General features: G+C 47.9%; 18 protein-coding genes. 17 read left to right on the top strand and 1 reads right to left on the bottom strand.

Annotated elements, in window-relative coordinates; genetic code table 11:
* The first annotated feature begins 55 nt into the window (after window positions 1–55).
* The 17 genes from GUA98_RS17215 (at window position 56) to GUA98_RS17135 (ending at window position 16,706) form a co-directional block, all read left to right on the top strand.
* Complete coding sequence (locus tag GUA98_RS17215) at window positions 56–1,345, top strand: stage II sporulation protein P (protein ID WP_193723875.1); 1,290 nt, start codon at window positions 56–58, stop codon at window positions 1,343–1,345.
* Between the two features lie 36 nt (window positions 1,346–1,381).
* The gene (locus tag GUA98_RS17210) at window positions 1,382–1,735 is read left to right on the top strand and encodes a hypothetical protein (RefSeq protein WP_193723874.1); all 354 of its coding nucleotides are present in this window, start codon (window positions 1,382–1,384) and stop codon (window positions 1,733–1,735) included.
* A gap of 147 nt (window positions 1,736–1,882) precedes the next feature.
* Window positions 1,883–3,697, top strand: a complete 1,815-nt coding sequence (gene lepA, locus GUA98_RS17205) for a translation elongation factor 4 (protein WP_095289836.1) — start codon at window positions 1,883–1,885, stop codon at window positions 3,695–3,697.
* Window positions 3,698–3,924: 227 nt separating this feature from the next.
* Complete coding sequence (hemW, locus tag GUA98_RS17200; protein ID WP_193723873.1) at window positions 3,925–5,109, top strand: radical SAM family heme chaperone HemW; 1,185 nt, start codon at window positions 3,925–3,927, stop codon at window positions 5,107–5,109.
* A gap of 117 nt (window positions 5,110–5,226) precedes the next feature.
* Window positions 5,227–5,697, top strand: coding sequence for an N-acetyltransferase (locus GUA98_RS17195; protein ID WP_095289839.1), 471 nt, complete (start codon window positions 5,227–5,229; stop codon window positions 5,695–5,697).
* Window positions 5,698–5,950: 253 nt separating this feature from the next.
* Entirely contained in the window at window positions 5,951–6,982 is a 1,032-nt protein-coding gene (gene hrcA, locus GUA98_RS17190) for a heat-inducible transcriptional repressor HrcA (RefSeq protein WP_095289841.1), read from the top strand.
* Between the two features lie 66 nt (window positions 6,983–7,048).
* Window positions 7,049–7,627 (top strand): nucleotide exchange factor GrpE, encoded by a 579-nt coding sequence (gene grpE, locus GUA98_RS17185; protein WP_095289843.1) that lies wholly within the window; start codon window positions 7,049–7,051, stop codon window positions 7,625–7,627.
* Window positions 7,628–7,780: 153 nt separating this feature from the next.
* Complete coding sequence (gene dnaK, locus GUA98_RS17180) at window positions 7,781–9,619, top strand: molecular chaperone DnaK (RefSeq protein WP_095289845.1); 1,839 nt, start codon at window positions 7,781–7,783, stop codon at window positions 9,617–9,619.
* A 135-nt stretch (window positions 9,620–9,754) separates the two neighbouring features.
* On the top strand, window positions 9,755–10,876 hold the full coding sequence (gene dnaJ, locus GUA98_RS17175; protein ID WP_193723872.1) for a molecular chaperone DnaJ: 1,122 nt from the start codon (window positions 9,755–9,757) through the stop codon (window positions 10,874–10,876).
* Between the two features lie 238 nt (window positions 10,877–11,114).
* Window positions 11,115–11,483: a hypothetical protein gene (locus GUA98_RS17170; RefSeq protein ID WP_193723871.1), complete on the top strand. Its 369-nt coding sequence runs from the start codon at window positions 11,115–11,117 to the stop codon at window positions 11,481–11,483.
* A 44-nt stretch (window positions 11,484–11,527) separates the two neighbouring features.
* On the top strand, window positions 11,528–11,707 hold the full coding sequence (locus tag GUA98_RS17165) for a YfhD family protein (protein ID WP_110821281.1): 180 nt from the start codon (window positions 11,528–11,530) through the stop codon (window positions 11,705–11,707).
* Complete coding sequence (locus GUA98_RS17160) at window positions 11,700–12,092, top strand: hypothetical protein (protein ID WP_193723870.1); 393 nt, start codon at window positions 11,700–11,702, stop codon at window positions 12,090–12,092. The genes GUA98_RS17165 and GUA98_RS17160 overlap by 8 nt, the downstream gene beginning before the upstream one ends.
* 161 nt (window positions 12,093–12,253) lie before the next feature.
* Window positions 12,254–13,219 (top strand): 50S ribosomal protein L11 methyltransferase, encoded by a 966-nt coding sequence (prmA, locus tag GUA98_RS17155; RefSeq protein ID WP_193723869.1) that lies wholly within the window; start codon window positions 12,254–12,256, stop codon window positions 13,217–13,219.
* 3 nt (window positions 13,220–13,222) lie between these two features.
* Window positions 13,223–13,900, top strand: a complete 678-nt coding sequence (locus tag GUA98_RS17150; protein WP_127537741.1) for a site-2 protease family protein — start codon at window positions 13,223–13,225, stop codon at window positions 13,898–13,900.
* Between the two features lie 145 nt (window positions 13,901–14,045).
* Window positions 14,046–14,810, top strand: coding sequence for an RsmE family RNA methyltransferase (locus GUA98_RS17145; RefSeq protein WP_095359510.1), 765 nt, complete (start codon window positions 14,046–14,048; stop codon window positions 14,808–14,810).
* 2 nt (window positions 14,811–14,812) lie between these two features.
* Window positions 14,813–16,159: a tRNA (N(6)-L-threonylcarbamoyladenosine(37)-C(2))-methylthiotransferase MtaB gene (gene mtaB, locus GUA98_RS17140; protein ID WP_193723868.1), complete on the top strand. Its 1,347-nt coding sequence runs from the start codon at window positions 14,813–14,815 to the stop codon at window positions 16,157–16,159.
* Between the two features lie 112 nt (window positions 16,160–16,271).
* On the top strand, window positions 16,272–16,706 hold the full coding sequence (locus GUA98_RS17135) for an NUDIX hydrolase (protein ID WP_193723867.1): 435 nt from the start codon (window positions 16,272–16,274) through the stop codon (window positions 16,704–16,706).
* 52 nt (window positions 16,707–16,758) lie between these two features.
* Here the strand turns inward: GUA98_RS17135 and GUA98_RS17130 are convergent, their stop codons facing one another.
* The gene (locus tag GUA98_RS17130; protein ID WP_193723866.1) at window positions 16,759–17,760 is read right to left on the bottom strand and encodes a Na/Pi cotransporter family protein; all 1,002 of its coding nucleotides are present in this window, start codon (window positions 17,758–17,760) and stop codon (window positions 16,759–16,761) included.
* Window positions 17,761–18,246: the final 486 nt, after the last annotated feature.

The following is an 18,246-nucleotide window of genomic DNA, read 5'->3' as shown; positions in this document are numbered from 1 at the left end:
GCAGGCTCATAGAGTTGAAGTATAAGAGTTGTCCAGCAGGGAAGGAGACAGAAGAATGAACAAAATATTGGCCTGGAATATCGGAAAGTGGAAAAAAAGATGTCTGCACGTGCTGGCTATGGGCCGTACGTTGTTGCTGCTTATGATTATATCCGCTCTGTTTTTTGTTGTACTCGGTCTGGGGGGCATGGCAGAGAAAAGGTTAAACAACTCGCCGGTTTCTTCCATGAAAGGTTTCGCGAGTGCTGTATCCAGCCGCTTTTTTGTGGATATGCTCGGTATGGAGATGCCCCACCTGACCCAGAAGGAGCAAACTTCCGCATTCTCCGGCGAAAACTTGACTACATTTGTATTTCAACTTCTTACGAATGTTAATCCGCAGGACCCCAAAAGCCTGATTGCAAGAGAGATGCCAGGCATGGGCAGCAATCAACCGGTATTGCTCCGGCCAGGTTCAGGAAACGAGAAGGCCGAAGCACCTGAAGACTATCAACCAGGACCAGGGCTGACGGATACGGCATCTGCTGGAGGAGGCAAAACAGGTGGCGAACTGCATATTCCACCAGGTCAGGATGACACGGACAATTCCGGAACGGACGAGCCAGAGGGCGGAGAAGTAAAAGAAGATCCGCCGCCGAAAAGCGGTGGTCAGGAAGGTGGAGCTACAACGGGTAAAAAAGCCGTGCTGATCTATCATTCCCATCCGCGAGAAGGATACAATCCGCTGCTCGGCACCAAGAGTGATAACCCTTCATCCGGAAAAGCAACAGGTAACGTTTTTCAAGTAGGATCGTACCTTTCTGACAGTTTGCAAAAGCTTGGCGTTGGAGTGGAGCATGCAACGGACGATTACCCGACCAAAGTGAAGGATTACAACTGGAACTATTCCTATAAATATTCACGTCAGACGGTAAAGGCTGCCCTTGCCGAAAATGATGATTTAACCTATCTCATTGATATACACCGGGATTCCCAGCGTCACAACAAAACAACCACAACCATTGATGGCAAGGGATACGCCAAAGTATATTTCATCATCGGGCATGAGAATCCGAACTGGCAACAAAATGAAGCTTTCGCTGCAAAAATACACAAGAAACTTGAAGCAAAGTATCCTGGTGTCTCCAGAGGAGTCTGGGGCAAGGATGGCGGCGGAGCCAATAATGGGGAGTACAATCAAACCCTCTCGCCCAACAGCATTCTGATTGAAATTGGTGGGATCGACAATACAGGGGCTGAGCTCAAGCGGACTTCACAAGTCCTTGCAGACATGATTGCCGAAGTATATTGGGAAGATCAGAATGTGGATAAAGCCAGTACGGGGACCAAGTCACAGGGTAGTTGATTATTTCAAAATGTAACCTGATTGGAGGGGAAGCAAGTGTCCAAATTCGGCAAAAAAATGCTAACGGTCATTGTGCTCATGTTATTAGGGGTTCTGCTGGGGATGCAGCTGGCAGGAAGTCATTTTCAGGTGGGTAACATTCCAGAGGTGCCAGCCGTAGTCCAAACAGAACCAGAACCCGCTGCCGAATCGGAAACTGCTGTTCCCGTGCAACAGGAAAAAATAGAGACTCCGATTGTTCCTGTACAAACGCCGAGTCAGGTGCTTGGGGCAGAACAGAACAAAGCCCCTGTGGATGTGCTTGCAGATAAAACGGCCGGACTGCTCCAAAATCTGTCTCATAATGGTATTAAGTGGGTCGTTTCCTTGTTTAGCGGGGTTGCTGAATAAAAAGCTGCTCGGTATAGGTAAAATAAACCCCTGGAGATTCACAAAACGGGTTGATTATTATAAAGTTGAGACAACGCGGGATTGATGCACCCTGCATCAACTGTTATAATGAAGTGATTGACACTAGGCTGTTTCTGGGGGTAAGGAATGACTGACATTCGGGCAAGACAACGTAAAATTCGTAACTTTTCAATTATTGCACATATAGATCACGGCAAATCAACGCTTGCGGACCGGATCTTGGAGTACACAGGTGCGCTCACCACTCGGGAAATGCAGGAGCAGGTACTGGACCAAATGGAGCTTGAACGCGAACGTGGTATTACGATCAAGCTGCAGGCAGTTGCCCTGAACTACAAAGCCGATGATGGTGAAGAATATTTGCTCAATCTGATTGATACGCCTGGACACGTAGACTTCACATATGAAGTATCTCGCAGCCTTGCTGCATGTGAAGGCGCTCTTCTCGTTGTGGATGCGGCTCAGGGAATTGAAGCGCAGACACTGGCAAACGTGTACCTGGCATTGGACAATGATCTTGAGATCTTGCCAGTCATCAACAAAATCGACCTTCCAAGTGCAGATCCGGATCGGGTGAAGCAGGAAGTGGAAGATGTCATTGGCTTGGACACAAGCAACGCAGTATTGGCCTCGGCCAAAGCAGGCATCGGGATCAAAGAAATCCTGGAGCAGGTGGTACAGAGCGTGCCTGCACCGCAGGGTGATCCTGACCAACCGCTGAAAGCGCTGATTTTCGACTCGCACTATGATCCGTACAAAGGCGTAATTGTATATATTCGTGTCATTGACGGTAAAATTAAGTCGGGTTCCAAAATCAAAATGATGGCAACAGGAAAATCGTTCGAGGTTATTGAAGTGGGTGCGTTCAAACCACGCATGACCATTGTGGACGAGCTGAACGTCGGCGATGTTGGTTTCGTCGTTGCAGGTATCCGTCATGTAGGTGACACCCAAGTCGGGGATACCGTAACCGATGCGAAAAATCCAACACCGGAACCTTTGCCGGGTTACCGTAAAATCAATCCCATGGTTTATTGCGGTCTCTACCCAATTGAGACTTCCGATTATGTGGATCTGCGCGAAGCGCTGGAAAAATTGCAGCTGAACGATGCGTCCCTCAGCTTCGAACCGGAGACTTCAAGTGCGCTTGGATTTGGATTCCGCTGCGGATTCCTGGGATTGCTTCATATGGATGTTATTCAGGAGCGGATTGAGCGTGAGTTCAACATTCCGCTGATTACGACGGCACCAAGCGTAATCTATCACGTCACATTGACGAATGGTGAAGTTCTGCATATTGACAACCCATCCAACTATCCTGAGGTGGGAAGAATTGATTATGTTGAGGAACCGTACGTAAAAGCTTCCATTATCGTGCCGAATGATTATGTAGGTACCATTATGGAACTTTGTCAAAACAAACGCGGCGAATACGTGAATATGGAATATCTCGATACAACTCGGGTTACCATTACGTATGAGATTCCGTTGTCCGAAATTGTATATGATTTCTTCGATCAGTTGAAATCAAGTACAAAAGGATATGCATCCTTTGATTACGAACTGTCCGGTTATCGTCAGTCCAATCTGGTGAAGATGGATATCCTGCTTAATGGTGAACAGGTCGATGCCCTTTCCTTCATCGTTCACCGTGATCGTGCATACAACCGCGGCCGCATTATCTGTGAGAAGCTGCGTGAGCTGATTCCACGGCAAATGTTCGAGGTGCCGATTCAGGCATCCGTAGGTACCAAGGTCGTTGCACGTGAAACTGTAAAAGCCATGCGTAAAAACGTACTCGCCAAGTGTTACGGTGGTGACATCTCGCGGAAACGGAAACTGCTGGAGAAGCAGAAGGAAGGTAAGAAGCGGATGAAGCAGGTCGGTAACGTTGAGGTACCGCAGGAAGCGTTCATGGCGGTGCTGAAAATTGATGACTAAACAATTTAATTTGAGGTACATCACAGAATGTGTGTATTCAAATTAAATTAAACAAACGCAATCTCTGGGTACAACAATACGTTGCGTATCAGAGAATGCGTTAAACAATTTAATTTGAGGTACATCACAGAGTGTGTGTATTCAAATTAAATTGCAGAATACTAAATAAACCAAGCTGAAAGGGAAGCCGGATGGCTTTCCTTTTTTCAAATAGAGGGGGACTTGCCATGACATTGGCAGCACACAGCCGGAAAACAGGTGCACCCCAAGCGGTGTACCTTCACATTCCCTTTTGTACAAATAAATGCTTCTACTGTGATTTTAACTCTTATGTACTGAAGGACCAGCCAGTTATGCAGTACCTTGAGGCATTGGAGCGGGAGATGGAACATACCGTCAAAGCCAATCCGCCAGGAGAGATCAAAACCATTTTTGTTGGCGGTGGCACACCAACGGCTCTGAAGCCGGACGAAATGGCCGTGTTCCTGCGGTCGGTTAAAACATATTTCCCGAATTGGGCTGACGATATTGAATTTTCAATGGAAGCCAATCCGGGGACAACAGATGCCGAGAAGCTAGCTGTGATGAAAGAAGGCGGAGTGAACCGCGTCAGCTTCGGCGTACAGGCTTTTCAAAATGATCTGCTGACAGGCATTGGACGGATTCATAATACGGACGACGTATACCGCAGTCTGGAGAATGCCCGCAAGGCAGGATTGACTAACTTATCCATCGACCTGATGTTTGGCTTGCCAAATCAAACCGTGGAAATGCTGAATGAGAGTATTGATAAGGCGCTTGAGCTCGGTTTGCCTCACTATTCCATATACAGTTTGAAAGTGGAAGAGAACACGCTGTTCCATACGTTGTATCAAAAAAATCAACTGCCGCTCCCTCATGAGGATGATGAGCTGCAGATGTATCTTCTATTAATGAAGCGAATGAAAGAAGCGGGATATGGCCAATACGAGATTAGTAACTTTGCCAAACCTGGATTCGAGAGTCGGCACAACATTACGTACTGGCGTAATGAGGACTATTATGGTCTTGGAGCCGGTGCACATGGATACGTGGGCCGTGAGCGTCATATGAATATTAAAGGTATAAATCCTTATGTCGAAGCTTCCCGTGCAGGACTGCCTCGCCTGGATCATTTTGAGATCAGCCGTGCGGAAGCCATGGAAGATTATCTGATGGTTGGACTTCGCATGCTGGAGGGTGCATCTGCTTCGCGGTTCAATGAACAGTTTGGAGAATCCATGGAAGACGTGTTTGCTAAGCCGCTTGGCAAAATGCTGAATGCAGGACTGCTTGAACGGACGTCAGACGGCTTCCGGCTCAGTGAACAGGGGATTCTGTTCGGAAATGACGTTTTTGCCGAGTTTATCGGGTCGATATCGCTGAATTCGTAGCTTGAAATTCCATACACTGTGTTGTATATTTATTCATATTCATTTTACAGAACGTGTTATGGATAACAATTACGAAGTCAGCTTTCCTCTGGAAAGCTTGTATAGGAGGAGAGCGGGATGTCGGCGATATGCAGAAAAGCCGTGCCGGAAGATGTTGAACCATTGTTTGAAATGATTAAGGGATATGCTGAACGTGGGATCATGCTTCCGCGATCAAGGGAAGTACTGCATCGGCAGCTGGAACACTTTGTTGTAGCCGAAGTGAACGGTGAGGTGGTGGGCTGCGGCTCGCTGTGCCGTCTCGGTAATGATCTGGTGGAAGTCAGATCGCTAGGCATCTCCGAAGGACACAAAGGCATGGGTATTGGTTCCTTGCTGCTGGACCGTTTGGTGGAGGAAGCGGAGAAGCAGCAAATTCCCAAGGTCATGGCGCTGACATACGAAGTTTCCTTTTTCCTCAAAAATGGCTTTGCCGTGGTGAACAAGGAAATCTTCCCGGAAAAAGTGTGGACAGACTGTGTTCATTGCAGCAAGCAGGACTGCTGTGATGAAATAGCGGTGCTGAAGGAATTGAATGTATCTGCATAAATAATGAAGGACCACATGCTTCGGAAGAAAGTAAATTTCGTCTGAGCAGGGTCCTTTTCTTTTATCGTAATAAGTGACTGACACTGTTATGACTGACCAGGAATAGTCTATACTATAAATAGATGGCTGCACTCATCAAACTGACTTGACAATCTTCACGTCAGTTTGGTATTTTTGTATTACCGCTTAGCACTCATCTAACCGGAGTGCTAACGACATGGGACAGTACAGTCAGAAGGAGGGAATACTCACCATGTTAACAGAGCGTCAACGTATGATTCTGAACGCTATAGTGGATGACTATATCCGTTCAGCTGAGCCCGTAGGGTCCCGAAGCATTTCCAAAAGGGGAGATGTTGGATACAGTCCGGCTACGATCCGTAATGAAATGGCGGATCTCGAAGATATGGGTTTTCTGGAACAGCCGCATACCTCGGCAGGTCGTATCCCTTCGCATAAAGGCTATCGATATTATGTCGATCACTTGGTTCCATGGAATCAGGTGGAGCCGCAAGAGCTGGATGATTTAAAATCATTCTTTGCCGAAAAACTAAACGTCATGGAGCAAGTGATTCAGCATGCATCAGTCATCTTGTCGCACATGACCAATTATACTTCAATCCTGCTTGGACCCGAAGTGTTTCACACGTCGCTGCGCCATTTTCAACTGCTTCCGCTAAATGAAAATACGGCCGTGGCTATTATTGTGACCAACACCGGTCAAGTGGAGAACAAGACTGTTCAAATTCCTCCGGAGATCTCGGTAGCCGAGATGGAGAAAGTGGTCAACTTGCTTAACGCCAAACTGGTTGGAGTGCCAATCTACAAGCTGAAGTCCCGCCTCTATACCGAGCTGGGGCAAGAGATGGAACGGCATATTTCACGCTACGAGGAAGTTATGCAGGTGCTGAACAGTGCTTTTGACAACGAACATGATAACCGTCTTTTCCTCAGTGGTGCAACGAATATGTTAACCCAACCGGAATTTAAAGATGTCGAAAAGGTAAAAGATATTCTTGACCTGCTGGATGAGACACCAACACTCATGAAATTAATGATGCCTGTACCGGGTGGATCAGGTATTCAGGTGCGTATTGGCACCGAGAATGATCATGAAGCCTTCGCTAACTGCAGTTTGATTACAGCATCCTATTCATTGGATGGAGAAGCTCTGGGATCAATCGGGATACTGGGACCCACACGGATGGATTATGCACGTGTCATTCATATTTTAAATACATTATCTCGTGATTTAACGGCTATGCTAACGCATCGCTTCAAATAGGAACGATGCCGCAAGCCATAAGGATACGGGATTGAACGAATTCATTAGTATAAGGAGGTGAACATCTTGAAAGAGGAGCAATCATTCGCAGCAGAAGAACAGGAACAGCAGGAAACGACAGCGGCCGAGAGCCAGGAGCCTGTTAACGAAGCAGGGGCTGCAGAAGCGCAAGCTGAGGAGATGGCAGATCAGGGGCAAGATGAGCTCGCACGTTTGAAGACAGAGGTTGAGGAAACGCAGCAGCGCTTTGTCCGTGCTCAAGCTGATTTTGATAACTTCCGTCGCCGTACCCAAAAGGAAAAAGAGGAACTGGCGAAGTATGCTTCAATGAAGTTGGTCACCGAACTGGTGCCGGTTATTGATAACTTCGAACGTGCCATGGCTACTGTACCGGAAGGTACGGAGTCCGAATCTTTCTCCAAAGGCATTCAAATGATCTTCCGCCAGCTGGAAACGGTGCTGAACAATGAAGGTCTGACTGCAATGGACACGGTTGGACAGCCGTTTAATCCTGAATTCCACCAAGCAATTATGCAAGTGGAGTCCGACGAGTATGAAGAAGGTACCGTTGTGGAGGAAGTCCAAAAAGGCTATATGCTGAAGGATAAAGTACTTCGTCCTGCCATGGTTAAAGTCAGCTCATAATTTGGGTTGCAGAATTATGGGCCTCGCTCCATGGGTATGTAAGCTGTGACGAGGTTTAATATAAAGGTTTACACACATAGAGCACGATAAGGAAGAACTGCAAATAAGGATCAACCTGATCCATTTCAAATAGTTGAGGGAGGAAATTTTCCGATGAGCAAAGTAATCGGTATTGACTTAGGAACAACCAACTCTTGCGTAGCGGTAATGGAGGGCGGCGAGGCTGTCGTTATCCCTAACCCGGAAGGCGCACGTACAACCCCATCCGTAGTGGGTTTCAAAAAAGATGGAGAGCGCGTTGTTGGTGAAACAGCTAAACGCCAAGCGATCACGAATCCGGATCGTACGATCATCTCGATCAAACGTCACATGGGTACTTCCCACAAAGAAACCATCGATAGCAAAGATTATTCTCCACAAGAGATCTCTGCCATCATCCTGCAAAAATTGAAATCCGATGCTGAAGCTTACCTTGGCCAAACGGTAACACAAGCGGTTATCACGGTACCGGCTTACTTCAATGACAGCCAACGTCAAGCAACCAAAGATGCAGGTAAAATCGCAGGTTTGGAAGTTCTGCGTATCGTCAACGAGCCAACTGCAGCAGCTTTGGCATACGGTATGGAGAAATCCGAAGACCAAACGATTCTCGTATATGACTTGGGTGGCGGTACATTCGACGTATCCATCCTTGAACTGGGTGACGGCTTCTTCGAAGTTAAAGCGACTAGTGGTGACAACCAACTGGGTGGCGATGACTTTGACCAAGTCATCATCGATTATCTCGTAAGTGAATTCAAAAAAGACCAAGGCATTGACCTTAGCAAAGATAAAGCAGCGGTTCAACGTTTGAAAGATGCAGCGGAAAAAGCGAAAAAAGAACTTTCTGGCGTATTGACTACAACGATTTCCCTGCCGTTCATCACTGTAGCTGACGGCGTTCCTCAGCACTTGGAGTTGAACCTGAGCCGTGCGAAATTCGAAGAAATCTCTGCTGGTCTGGTTGAGCGTACGCTTGAACCAACTCGCCGTGCATTGAGCGATGCTGGCATGACTGCTAATGATATCGACAAAATCGTTCTGGTTGGTGGTTCCACACGTATTCCTGCAGTACAGGAAGCGATCAAGAAACTGACTGGTAAAGAGCCTCACAAAGGCGTTAACCCGGATGAAGTTGTAGCTTTGGGTGCAGCTGTACAAGCGGGCGTACTGACAGGTGACGTAAAAGACGTCGTATTGCTCGACGTAACTCCACTGTCCCTGGGTATCGAAACTGCAGGTGGCGTATTTACCAAAATGATCGAGCGCAACACAACGATCCCTACATCCAAGTCCCAAGTGTTCTCCACATATGCAGACAACCAACCAAGCGTTGAGATCCATGTCCTGCAAGGGGAACGCGAAATGGCAGCTGGCAACAAAACGCTCGGACGCTTCATGCTGGGAGATATTCCACCAGCTCCACGTGGTGTTCCGCAAATCGAAGTTAGCTTCGATATTGATGCCAACGGTATCGTTAACGTATCTGCAACAGACAAAGGTACGAACAAAACGCAAAAAATCACGATCACTTCTTCCAGCGGTCTGAGCGATGCTGAAGTTGAACAAATGATGAAAGATGCTGAGTTGCACGCTGAAGAAGACAAAAAACGCAAAGAACTCGTTGAAGCGAAAAACAGCGCAGATCAACTGATCTACTCTGTGGACAAAACGATCAAAGATCTTGGCGAAAAAGCAGATGCTGGCGAAGTTGAGAAAGCCAATGCTGCAAAAGAAAAACTGCAAGGCGTGCTGGCTTCCGACAACCTGGAAGATATCAAAGCAGCTACAGAAGAACTGACAGAGATCGTTCAACAGCTGTCCGTTAAACTGTATGAGCAAGCACAGGCACAAGAGCAAGCAGCTCAAGGTGCTGAAGAGCAACAAGGTTCCGCTAAACGTGACAACGTCGTAGACGCTGATTACGAAGTCGTGGATGAAGATAAAAAATAAAATGAATTCACGATTTTATGTGGATTAATCATCGGTGACGTTCGGATCGAGGGGAAAGTCATAGCCGGGTCTTCCGTGCTTTGACTTTCCTTTTGTCACGATGTGCGATAAGGTGAATGTTATGGGGGTGGAAGAGTGGCTGAAAAACGAGATTATTATGAGGTACTCGGCGTTGGCAAAAATGCAAGCGACGAGGAAATCAAAAAGGCCTACCGTAAGCTTGCCCGTCAGTATCACCCTGACGTAAACAAGGCAGCAGATGCGGAAGCCAAGTTTAAGGAAGTAAAAGAAGCTTATGATGTAGTCAGCGACAGCCAGAAGCGGGCGCAGTATGATCAGTATGGTCATATCGATCCGAATCAGGGTGGATTCGGCGGTGGCGGTGATTTCGGCGGCGGCGGATTTGGCGACATCTTCGATATGTTCTTTGGCGGTGGCGGCGGACGACGTGATCCGAATGCTCCGCAGCGGGGAAATGATCTGCAGTACACCATGACCATCGAATTCAAGGAAGCGGTGTTCGGCAAAGAGACCGACATTACCATTCCGCGTACCGAAAGCTGTGATACATGTCATGGTTCAGGTGCCAAACCGGGTACGAAGCAGAAGACTTGTTCGGTCTGCCAAGGTAGCGGTCAACAGGAAGTCGTGCAAAATACACCATTTGGCCGCATGGTCAATCGTCGTGCTTGCTCGAACTGTAATGGTTCAGGTCAAATCATTGAAGAAAAATGTACAACATGCAGCGGCAGCGGTAAAGTCCGCAAGCAGCGCAAAATTCACGTTCGCATCCCAGCGGGTGTGGATGACGGTGCTCAACTGCGCATGACTGGAGAAGGTGAAGGTGGTCTGCGAGGTGGACCAGCAGGAGACCTGTATATCGTCATTCGTGTGAAATCACATGATTTCTTTGAGCGTGAAGGCGATGATATCTACTGTGAAATTCCGCTTACATTTGCTCAGGCAGCATTGGGTGACGAGATTGAGATTCCAACGTTGACTGAAAAAGTGAAGTTGAAAATTCCAGCGGGTACACAAACCGGAACGTATTTCCGTCTTAAAGGCAAAGGGGTTCCACGCCTGCGCGGCATGGGCCAAGGGGATCAACATGTAAAAGTGGTTGTGGTTACACCAAGCAAGCTGAATGATGAGCAGAAAGATCTGCTTCGTCAAATCGCTGCGCTGGATGGAGAACAAACCCATGAACATGAACAATCCTTCTTTGACCGGGTGAAACGGGCTTTCCGCGGAGACTGAGCATCAACCTATAACATATGTAAAAGGACACTACAGCGATTAATGCCGTGGTGTCCTTTTTTCATATACATAAGATTCAAGCTTGAGTGCTGCTGCTTCTTTACATGACATCAGCTACCCCATATAGGTGCCCCACATGGGAGATTCCTGCATAATATGAGCAATACTGCGGAAAGATAGCAAGGCGAGAACGATCATGCATAACTGTATGCGCAATCTTGGGAAGCAGGTGAACTGAATGACCGAAAAAAACATTTTGGCCTATTTTCATAGTCCGGAGCAGGCCGAGGGGGCAGCCAAAAAGTTGGAAGCCTTGCGCGTGGAAGACCTGTCCATTAATCGTTTTAGCCGTTACGCAGGTATTGGACCCAGTGGCGCTTCCTATACTCCAGGCGTTTCCGGCAGCCTCTCATCATGGGTGCCTGGTGCGCTTGGTACGAATGCAACAGCGGGAATCATGGCCGCAGCAGATCCCTCTGCAAGTGGCATGAGTGATGGTGGACAAGAAGGTCCTACCGGCAGAGATGTATTGTTAACCGTTGTGGTTGACGAAGCGGTTCATCACCGAGCGTTATCCATTATTGAACAAGCTGGTGGAATGATCTAGAAATAAGCGGACTAACTTACTTATTTTGAGGGAGGATTATAACGATGGCTGAACACGAACGCCCAGGCAAGATTTTAACAAAAACGGAAAAGATGAAACGGATGCAATCCGCTAAAAACGAAGATGTGGAATTCAGTGCTGAGGTTGCGGACCATGATGACGTAGAGGCAATCCGGCGCAGTGAAGCGGCTGATCGTCGTCAGGGACGGGAGCTTCATGAATGAAGAACGCTCGGCTGTAACCATCGAGGCGGTATTCACCAGCTGGTCTGAAGCCGAATCTGCACGAAGGGCTCTGGCATTGCTGCATCCGAATCAGTTGAGCATCGAGAGCCTTGCGAGCGAGTCGCTTGCAAGAAACACAGAACCGCAGGAGCATAGGAATGAAGCACCTACAGCTATAACAGGGGGATTCAGTGGCGAACTGAATGTGCTTGCACTCATCAGTGATGAACCTGAGATGCTGTCCAATGGCGAGGTCACGGATATGACAGAACAACGTGCATCCGCTGCTTCTGGGCAAGAGATCCTACTGACCGTTTTAATACCAAGTGACTATCTTCCTCAGGCAGCAGAGATGATTACCCAGAATGGTGGGCGTTTTTGCTGAGGGTTCTCCCTTTTTTGGTCACAATCGAAACAGGATATCCGAGCAGTTAGCTGCGGATGTCCTGTTTTTTTGCTTTAAATCTCAGGAACGGTTTTGTGCTCCTGCTCCCTTGTGTAGTACAATGATTGGGATGTTTGAAAAATGAGGAGGAAAAATCAAGTATGTTATGGCATGAACTAACAATACATACCACAGAAGAAGCTGTGGAAATGATCTCGAATTTTTTGCATGAAGCAGGTGCTGGAGGGGTCTCGATCGAAGAATCTGGCACATTAAATAAAGAACGTGATACGTCTTATGGCCAGTGGTATGAGCTGCCTTTGAATGATATTCCGGAAGGTTTGGCTGTGATTAAAGGGTATTTCTCGGAAGGTACGGACATGGAAGCCCTTAAAGCAGAAGTTAACCCGAGAATTAAGCAGCTCTCCGAATTTGATATTAATGCGGGTGAGATCCGGTATGAGGTTCGTACGGTGGATGAAGATGACTGGGCAAACGCATGGAAACAGTACTTCAAACCGGTCCGCGTATCTGATCGTTTGACAATCAAACCGACATGGGAAGACTACACACCCGAAAGTCCGGAAGAGAAGATCATCGAACTGGATCCAGGTATGGCTTTTGGTACTGGTACACATCCGACAACCTCCCTATGCTTGCGGACACTGGAAACGGTAATACAGGGCGGCGAGGAAGTTATTGATGTGGGTACGGGCTCTGGTATTTTGGCGATTGGTGCCATTCAACTGGGCGCAAAGCATGTTCTGGCACTGGATCTTGATCCGGTTGCCGTTTCGAGTGCGAAGGAAAACGTGCATCTGAACGGCCTGGAGCAGCAAGTTACGGTTAAAGAGAGTGATCTCCTATCTGTTCTTGGAAGCCAGGATCCTGCATTAGGTGTTCAGCTGCCTGTGAAAGTGATCGTAGCCAATATTTTGGCTGAGATTATTATGCTGTTTATTGATGATGTATACAATGCACTGGAACCAGGCGGTGTCTATATTGCTTCAGGGATCTGGAAAAACAAAGAGCAGGTTGTGCATGATGCACTCGTTGCTTCCGGTTTTGAAATTAGTGCGGTCCACCGTGATGAGGACTGGCTGGCTTACGTTGCCAGAAAGAGGTAACGAATGGACTTTCTAAATTCGTTCTTTCGTTATCCCATTGATCAGCTCCCGTTTTTCCTGCTGACGATTCTGATTGCTTTCACTGTACATGAGTTTGCCCATGCATACTTTGCCAATAAATTTGGGGATCCGACCGCCAAGCTGCTGGGTCGGGTCACCCTTAATCCAGTAGTGCATTTTGACTTGTTTGGTGTACTGCTGCTTGTCATTGCCGGGTTCGGTTGGGCACGTCCTGTTCCGGTCAACCGTGCGAATTTTGACAAACCAAGATTAATGGGTGTCATTGTATCGTTCGCTGGACCGCTCAGTAATTTGCTGCTAGCTGTTGTCGGAACGATTATATACGCTTCGCTGGTTGGTTCTGGCGTAATGGGCGGGATTGAGAATGAACGGCTGTTCACGGCGATTTCCACATTCTTTTACATGTTTAACCTGACGAACTTTTTCCTGTTTTTGTTTAACATGATCCCGCTGCCACCTCTGGATGGATATCGAATTCTTGAAGATATATTGCCACCGTCCATCAGTCGCAAGCTTCAAGGAGTGGAGCAATGGTCCATTTTCATCTTTCTACTAATTCTGATCATTCCTCCGTTGCAAAGAGTAACCATCCAACCTTTATACCAGTTGGCATATAACATGTATGTGGATTTCTCGTATTTGATTTTGGGTTTCTTTTGATAAGGTTAGATTCAAGGTTTTTTGGACTGAAATGCTGGTCAGAAGGACATAAAAGTTGTATGATCATCTGTGGCGATTGGATTCACGCCTGCCGCACGGCAGGGTGAATGCCAGTCATAACAGGAAAGAATAGGTGGATAAACCCATGCAGCGTTATTTTGTATCTGCAGAACAGCTTACAGAGCATTCTGTTGTCATTCTGGGAGATGATGCGCGCCATATCGGTAAAGTGATGCGTGGCAAGCCTGGAGATAAACTGATTGTCAGTGATGGACAGAGTCGTGAGGCTTTGGTGGAGATTGAGAGTATCGAAGCTGGCCAGGTAACGGCAAATATCGTGGAATCTCTGAAAATGGACCATGAAGCCCGTATTCGCGTAACGGTGGCCCAGAGCCTGCCGAAGGGTGACAAGATGGAGACGGTTATTCAGAGATGTACCGAAATCGGAGCGGTAGCCTTTGTACCTTTCCTCTCGGAACGGACGATTGTTCAATATGATGCCAAGAAAGAAGGCAAACGGTTGGAGCGGTGGCGCAAAATTGCCAAGGAAGCCGCTGAACAAAGTCATCGGAATCGCATTCCATCCGTCGAGCAGCCACTTTCCTGGAAAGGGCTGCTGTCTTCTTTTGAGGGCTACAGTTTGGTATGTTATTGTTATGAAAAGGAGAACGGCAAGCAGCTGCGCGATGCGCTGAAGCCGTTTATTGAACAGCTCGCACCTGATGCGGCTGCAGATGTGTTGATTGTGGTTGGACCTGAAGGCGGGTTCTCCGAGAGAGAAACGCTGGAAGCTGATCAGGCAGGCGCGGTATCCGTTGGGCTGGGCAAGCGAATATTGCGTGCCGAGACCGCAGGGATGGCAGCGCTGACTTGTGTCTTATATGAATCCGGAGAAATGGGGGGAATGTAATTATGCCATCCGTGGCGTTTTACACCTTGGGCTGCAAAGTTAACTTTTATGATACAGAGGCGATCTGGCAATTGTTCAAAAATGAAGGATACGATCAAGTGGACTTCGATGAACAGACAGCAGATGTATATCTGATTAATACATGTACGGTAACGAATACCGGGGACAAAAAGAGTCGTCAAATCATCCGTCGTGCCATTCGTCGGAACCCGGATGCGATTGTAGCAGTTACGGGCTGTTACGCTCAAACTTCGCCAGCAGAGATTCTCGACATTCCTGGAGTGGATCTCGTCATCGGAACGCAGGACCGGGATAAAATTTTACCTTATGTTCGCGAAATTCAGGAGTCCCGTCAGCCAGTCAATGCCGTGCGGAACATTATGAAAACTCGTGTATTTGAAGAAATGGACGTGCCGGACTTCGCGGACCGTACGCGTGCATTCCTGAAAATTCAGGACGGCTGCAACAACTTCTGCACGTTCTGCATCATTCCATGGTCACGCGGGCTCTCCCGCAGCCGGGAAGCAAACAGCATTGTTCAGCAAGCTCACCAGCTTGTACATGCCGGTTATAAGGAAATTGTCCTGACAGGCATTCACACAGGCGGATATGGTGACGATATGGAGAACTACGATCTGACTGATCTGCTGTGGGATCTGGATAAAGTGGAAGGTCTGGAGCGGATCCGTATCAGTTCCATTGAAGCGAGCCAGATCGATGATCGGATGCTGGATGTCATTAAGCGTTCGGACAAGCTGGTACGCCACTTCCATATTCCGCTGCAGGCAGGCGATGACACGGTATTGAAACGGATGCGCCGCAAGTACACAACCGAAGAATTTTATAACAAAATGCTTCGTATTCGCGAAGCAATGCCGGATGTGGCTGTTACAACGGATGTTATCGTTGGTTTCCCGGGTGAGACTGACGAAATGTTCCGTAACGGCTATGAATTGATGAAAAAAATCGGTTTCTCGGAGATGCACGTATTCCCGTACTCCAAACGTACAGGAACACCGGCAGCACGGATGGAAGATCAGGTGGACGAAGAAGTCAAAAATGCTCGTGTGCATGAACTGATCGACCTGTCTGAACAAATGCAGCTTGCTTATGCGCAGAAGTTTGTAGGCGAGGTTCTGGATGTCATTCCGGAAGGTGAAGCAAAAGGCCGTGAAGGCAGCGGAAAATTGCATGGTTATAGCGATAACTACATTCAGCTCGTATTCGACGGCTCTACAGACATGATCGGTAAAGTGTGCCGCGTCAAAGTGACCGAAGCAGGTGTAAACGAAAGCCAGGGTACACTGGTTCGTGTACTGGAAGATAATCTGAAGTCCGCAGCGATGTAATCGAGGCGTCAGTAAAACAAGGATTTCATTTCCTTGGGGAGCGTACCCGGGGAGATGAGGTCCTTGTTTTTCAACTAAAGGCAAGACATAACTGTGAACGGGGGAAATCAGAATGAACAAAAAGGAAATATCCGCAGGCGGTGTAGTCTATCGTAAAGATGAAGAGGGCAGTCTTCAGATTCAGCTTATTGTGGATCGTTATGGTAAAACAACACTTGCCAAAGGCAAGATGGAAGCTGGAGAAACGGTAGAGGAAACCGCCTTGCGCGAGATTTTGGAAGAGACAGGCATGGTCGGCCGAATTGTGGAGCCTGTCGATATCATTGCCTACACATATCAGCATGCTGAGTTTGGTCCGGTAGACAAGGAAGTTCACTATTATCTGGTTGAAGCAGAGAGTGGAGACCTGCAGCCGCAGATCGAAGAGATCAAGGGAGTCGATTGGTACGCACCAGAAGAAGCCTGGTCAAGACAGCAGCAGAACGGTTACGACAACAACGATAACATTTTGCGTGTGGCACTGAACAAGCTGGGCATTAACGTGTAATACTGGCGGAATACAGCATGCTTGGTTCCTTAACAAATAGAGGAGCCAAGCATCAAGCCGCGGGCGACTTCGCTGATGGGGCGTGAGCCGGTGGTTTTTTGTGCCAGATGGGCAGATAGCATAGGGGTAATGCAAGCAGTGAGCTGATGATGTTAAAAAGGGTCTGAGCATGCGCAATCTGTGCCCCGTAGTCCGCTGACAGCCAGGCTGAAGCTGCATGCAGCAACCCGATCAGCGGCATAAAAAGCAATGCTCCCGCAATGTTCAATACAACATGGGAGGCTGCAACGAATTTGCCTGCGGAAGCTCCTCCGGCGGCTGCAATGACAGCTGTGACACAAGTCCCGACATTGGACCCGATCACGATGGCAATACCGATCTCCACAGGCAGCACTCCAGTGGCTGCCAGCGTAATCGCCATGCTGATGACAGCTGCGCTGCTATGAATGAGAGCCGTAAGGCAGGCACCAGCCAGAAATCCCCACCACAGGCTGTCAGCCGAGCGATCCAAAAACCACTGGAATACGCCCATGCTGCGCAGGGGTACGGCGATGGATTGCATGACTTGAATGCCGGTCATCACGAGAGCAAAACCAGCAGCTGCAAGAAAGCTATATTGGGAGTTAGTAAGGAATCTTCGGGTATGTTCGGGGGCAGCTTGATTGCGTTCACTAAGAACAACAAAGACAGCCCAACCTGTAAGAGAAATGACTAGCAAGGGCAGGGCAGCACGTCCAATCTGTAACCCAATCAACTCGGTTGTCAGGCATGTACCAATGTTCGTGCCCAGAATAATGCCTAGTGTGCGACCGTAGGTAATTAATCTTGCATTCGCAAGACCGATGGTGAGCACCGTAACGGCGGTACTGCTCTGTAATATTGCGGTGGCTCCTGCACTGAAAGCCATGCCTTTCCAAGGCGCAGAGGTAGCTCGGTTAAGCCACCCGGCCAGCATTGGCCCAGCCATTCGCTGTAAGGCCGTTTCCATCAGTTTCATTCCACCAAAAAAAATAATTAGCCCATATATGAGCGGCAGCAAAACATCTCTGAACATCTCGTTCCATCATTCCTTCCGTGCCTAGTCGTTATCTCATCTTATGAATAAGAGAGGACAACCATGACAGCAGGAGACAATTGGTGCGAACGGAATTGGATCAGAGGAAGCGAGCGTTCGCGTTTGTCCTAGATTTTCCCTTTGTAAAAAGGGGAATCAAAAAAAACCAGGGATAACAGCCTCAGAGGACCAATCCGTCCCAGTAGCAGCATCATGTTCTTCACAATTTCTGTAATTAGGGTTGTATCATAACCCACTCACCTCACCATGCAAAAGATACGGTGATTCGTGCAAACGGAGCGGATGGGACGGAATTGGATCAGAAGAAGCGAAGCGTTCGCGTTTATCCCTGGATTTTCCCTTTGTAAGAAGGGAATAAAAAAAAATCCGGGGATAACAGTGATCGGAGGACCAATCTGTCCCGGAAGTGGTAGCCTTATTTTGCATTGGATTCTGTCTTAACCTACCCACCTCACCATTCAAAAA

It is taken from the genome of Paenibacillus sp. P13VS (genome assembly GCF_015143645.1).
In the GTDB taxonomy this organism is placed as follows: domain Bacteria; phylum Bacillota; class Bacilli; order Paenibacillales; family Paenibacillaceae; genus Paenibacillus; species Paenibacillus xylanilyticus_A.
The sequence above is the reverse complement of the archived record's forward strand: the minus strand, read 5'-3'. Positions and strand labels throughout refer to the sequence as shown.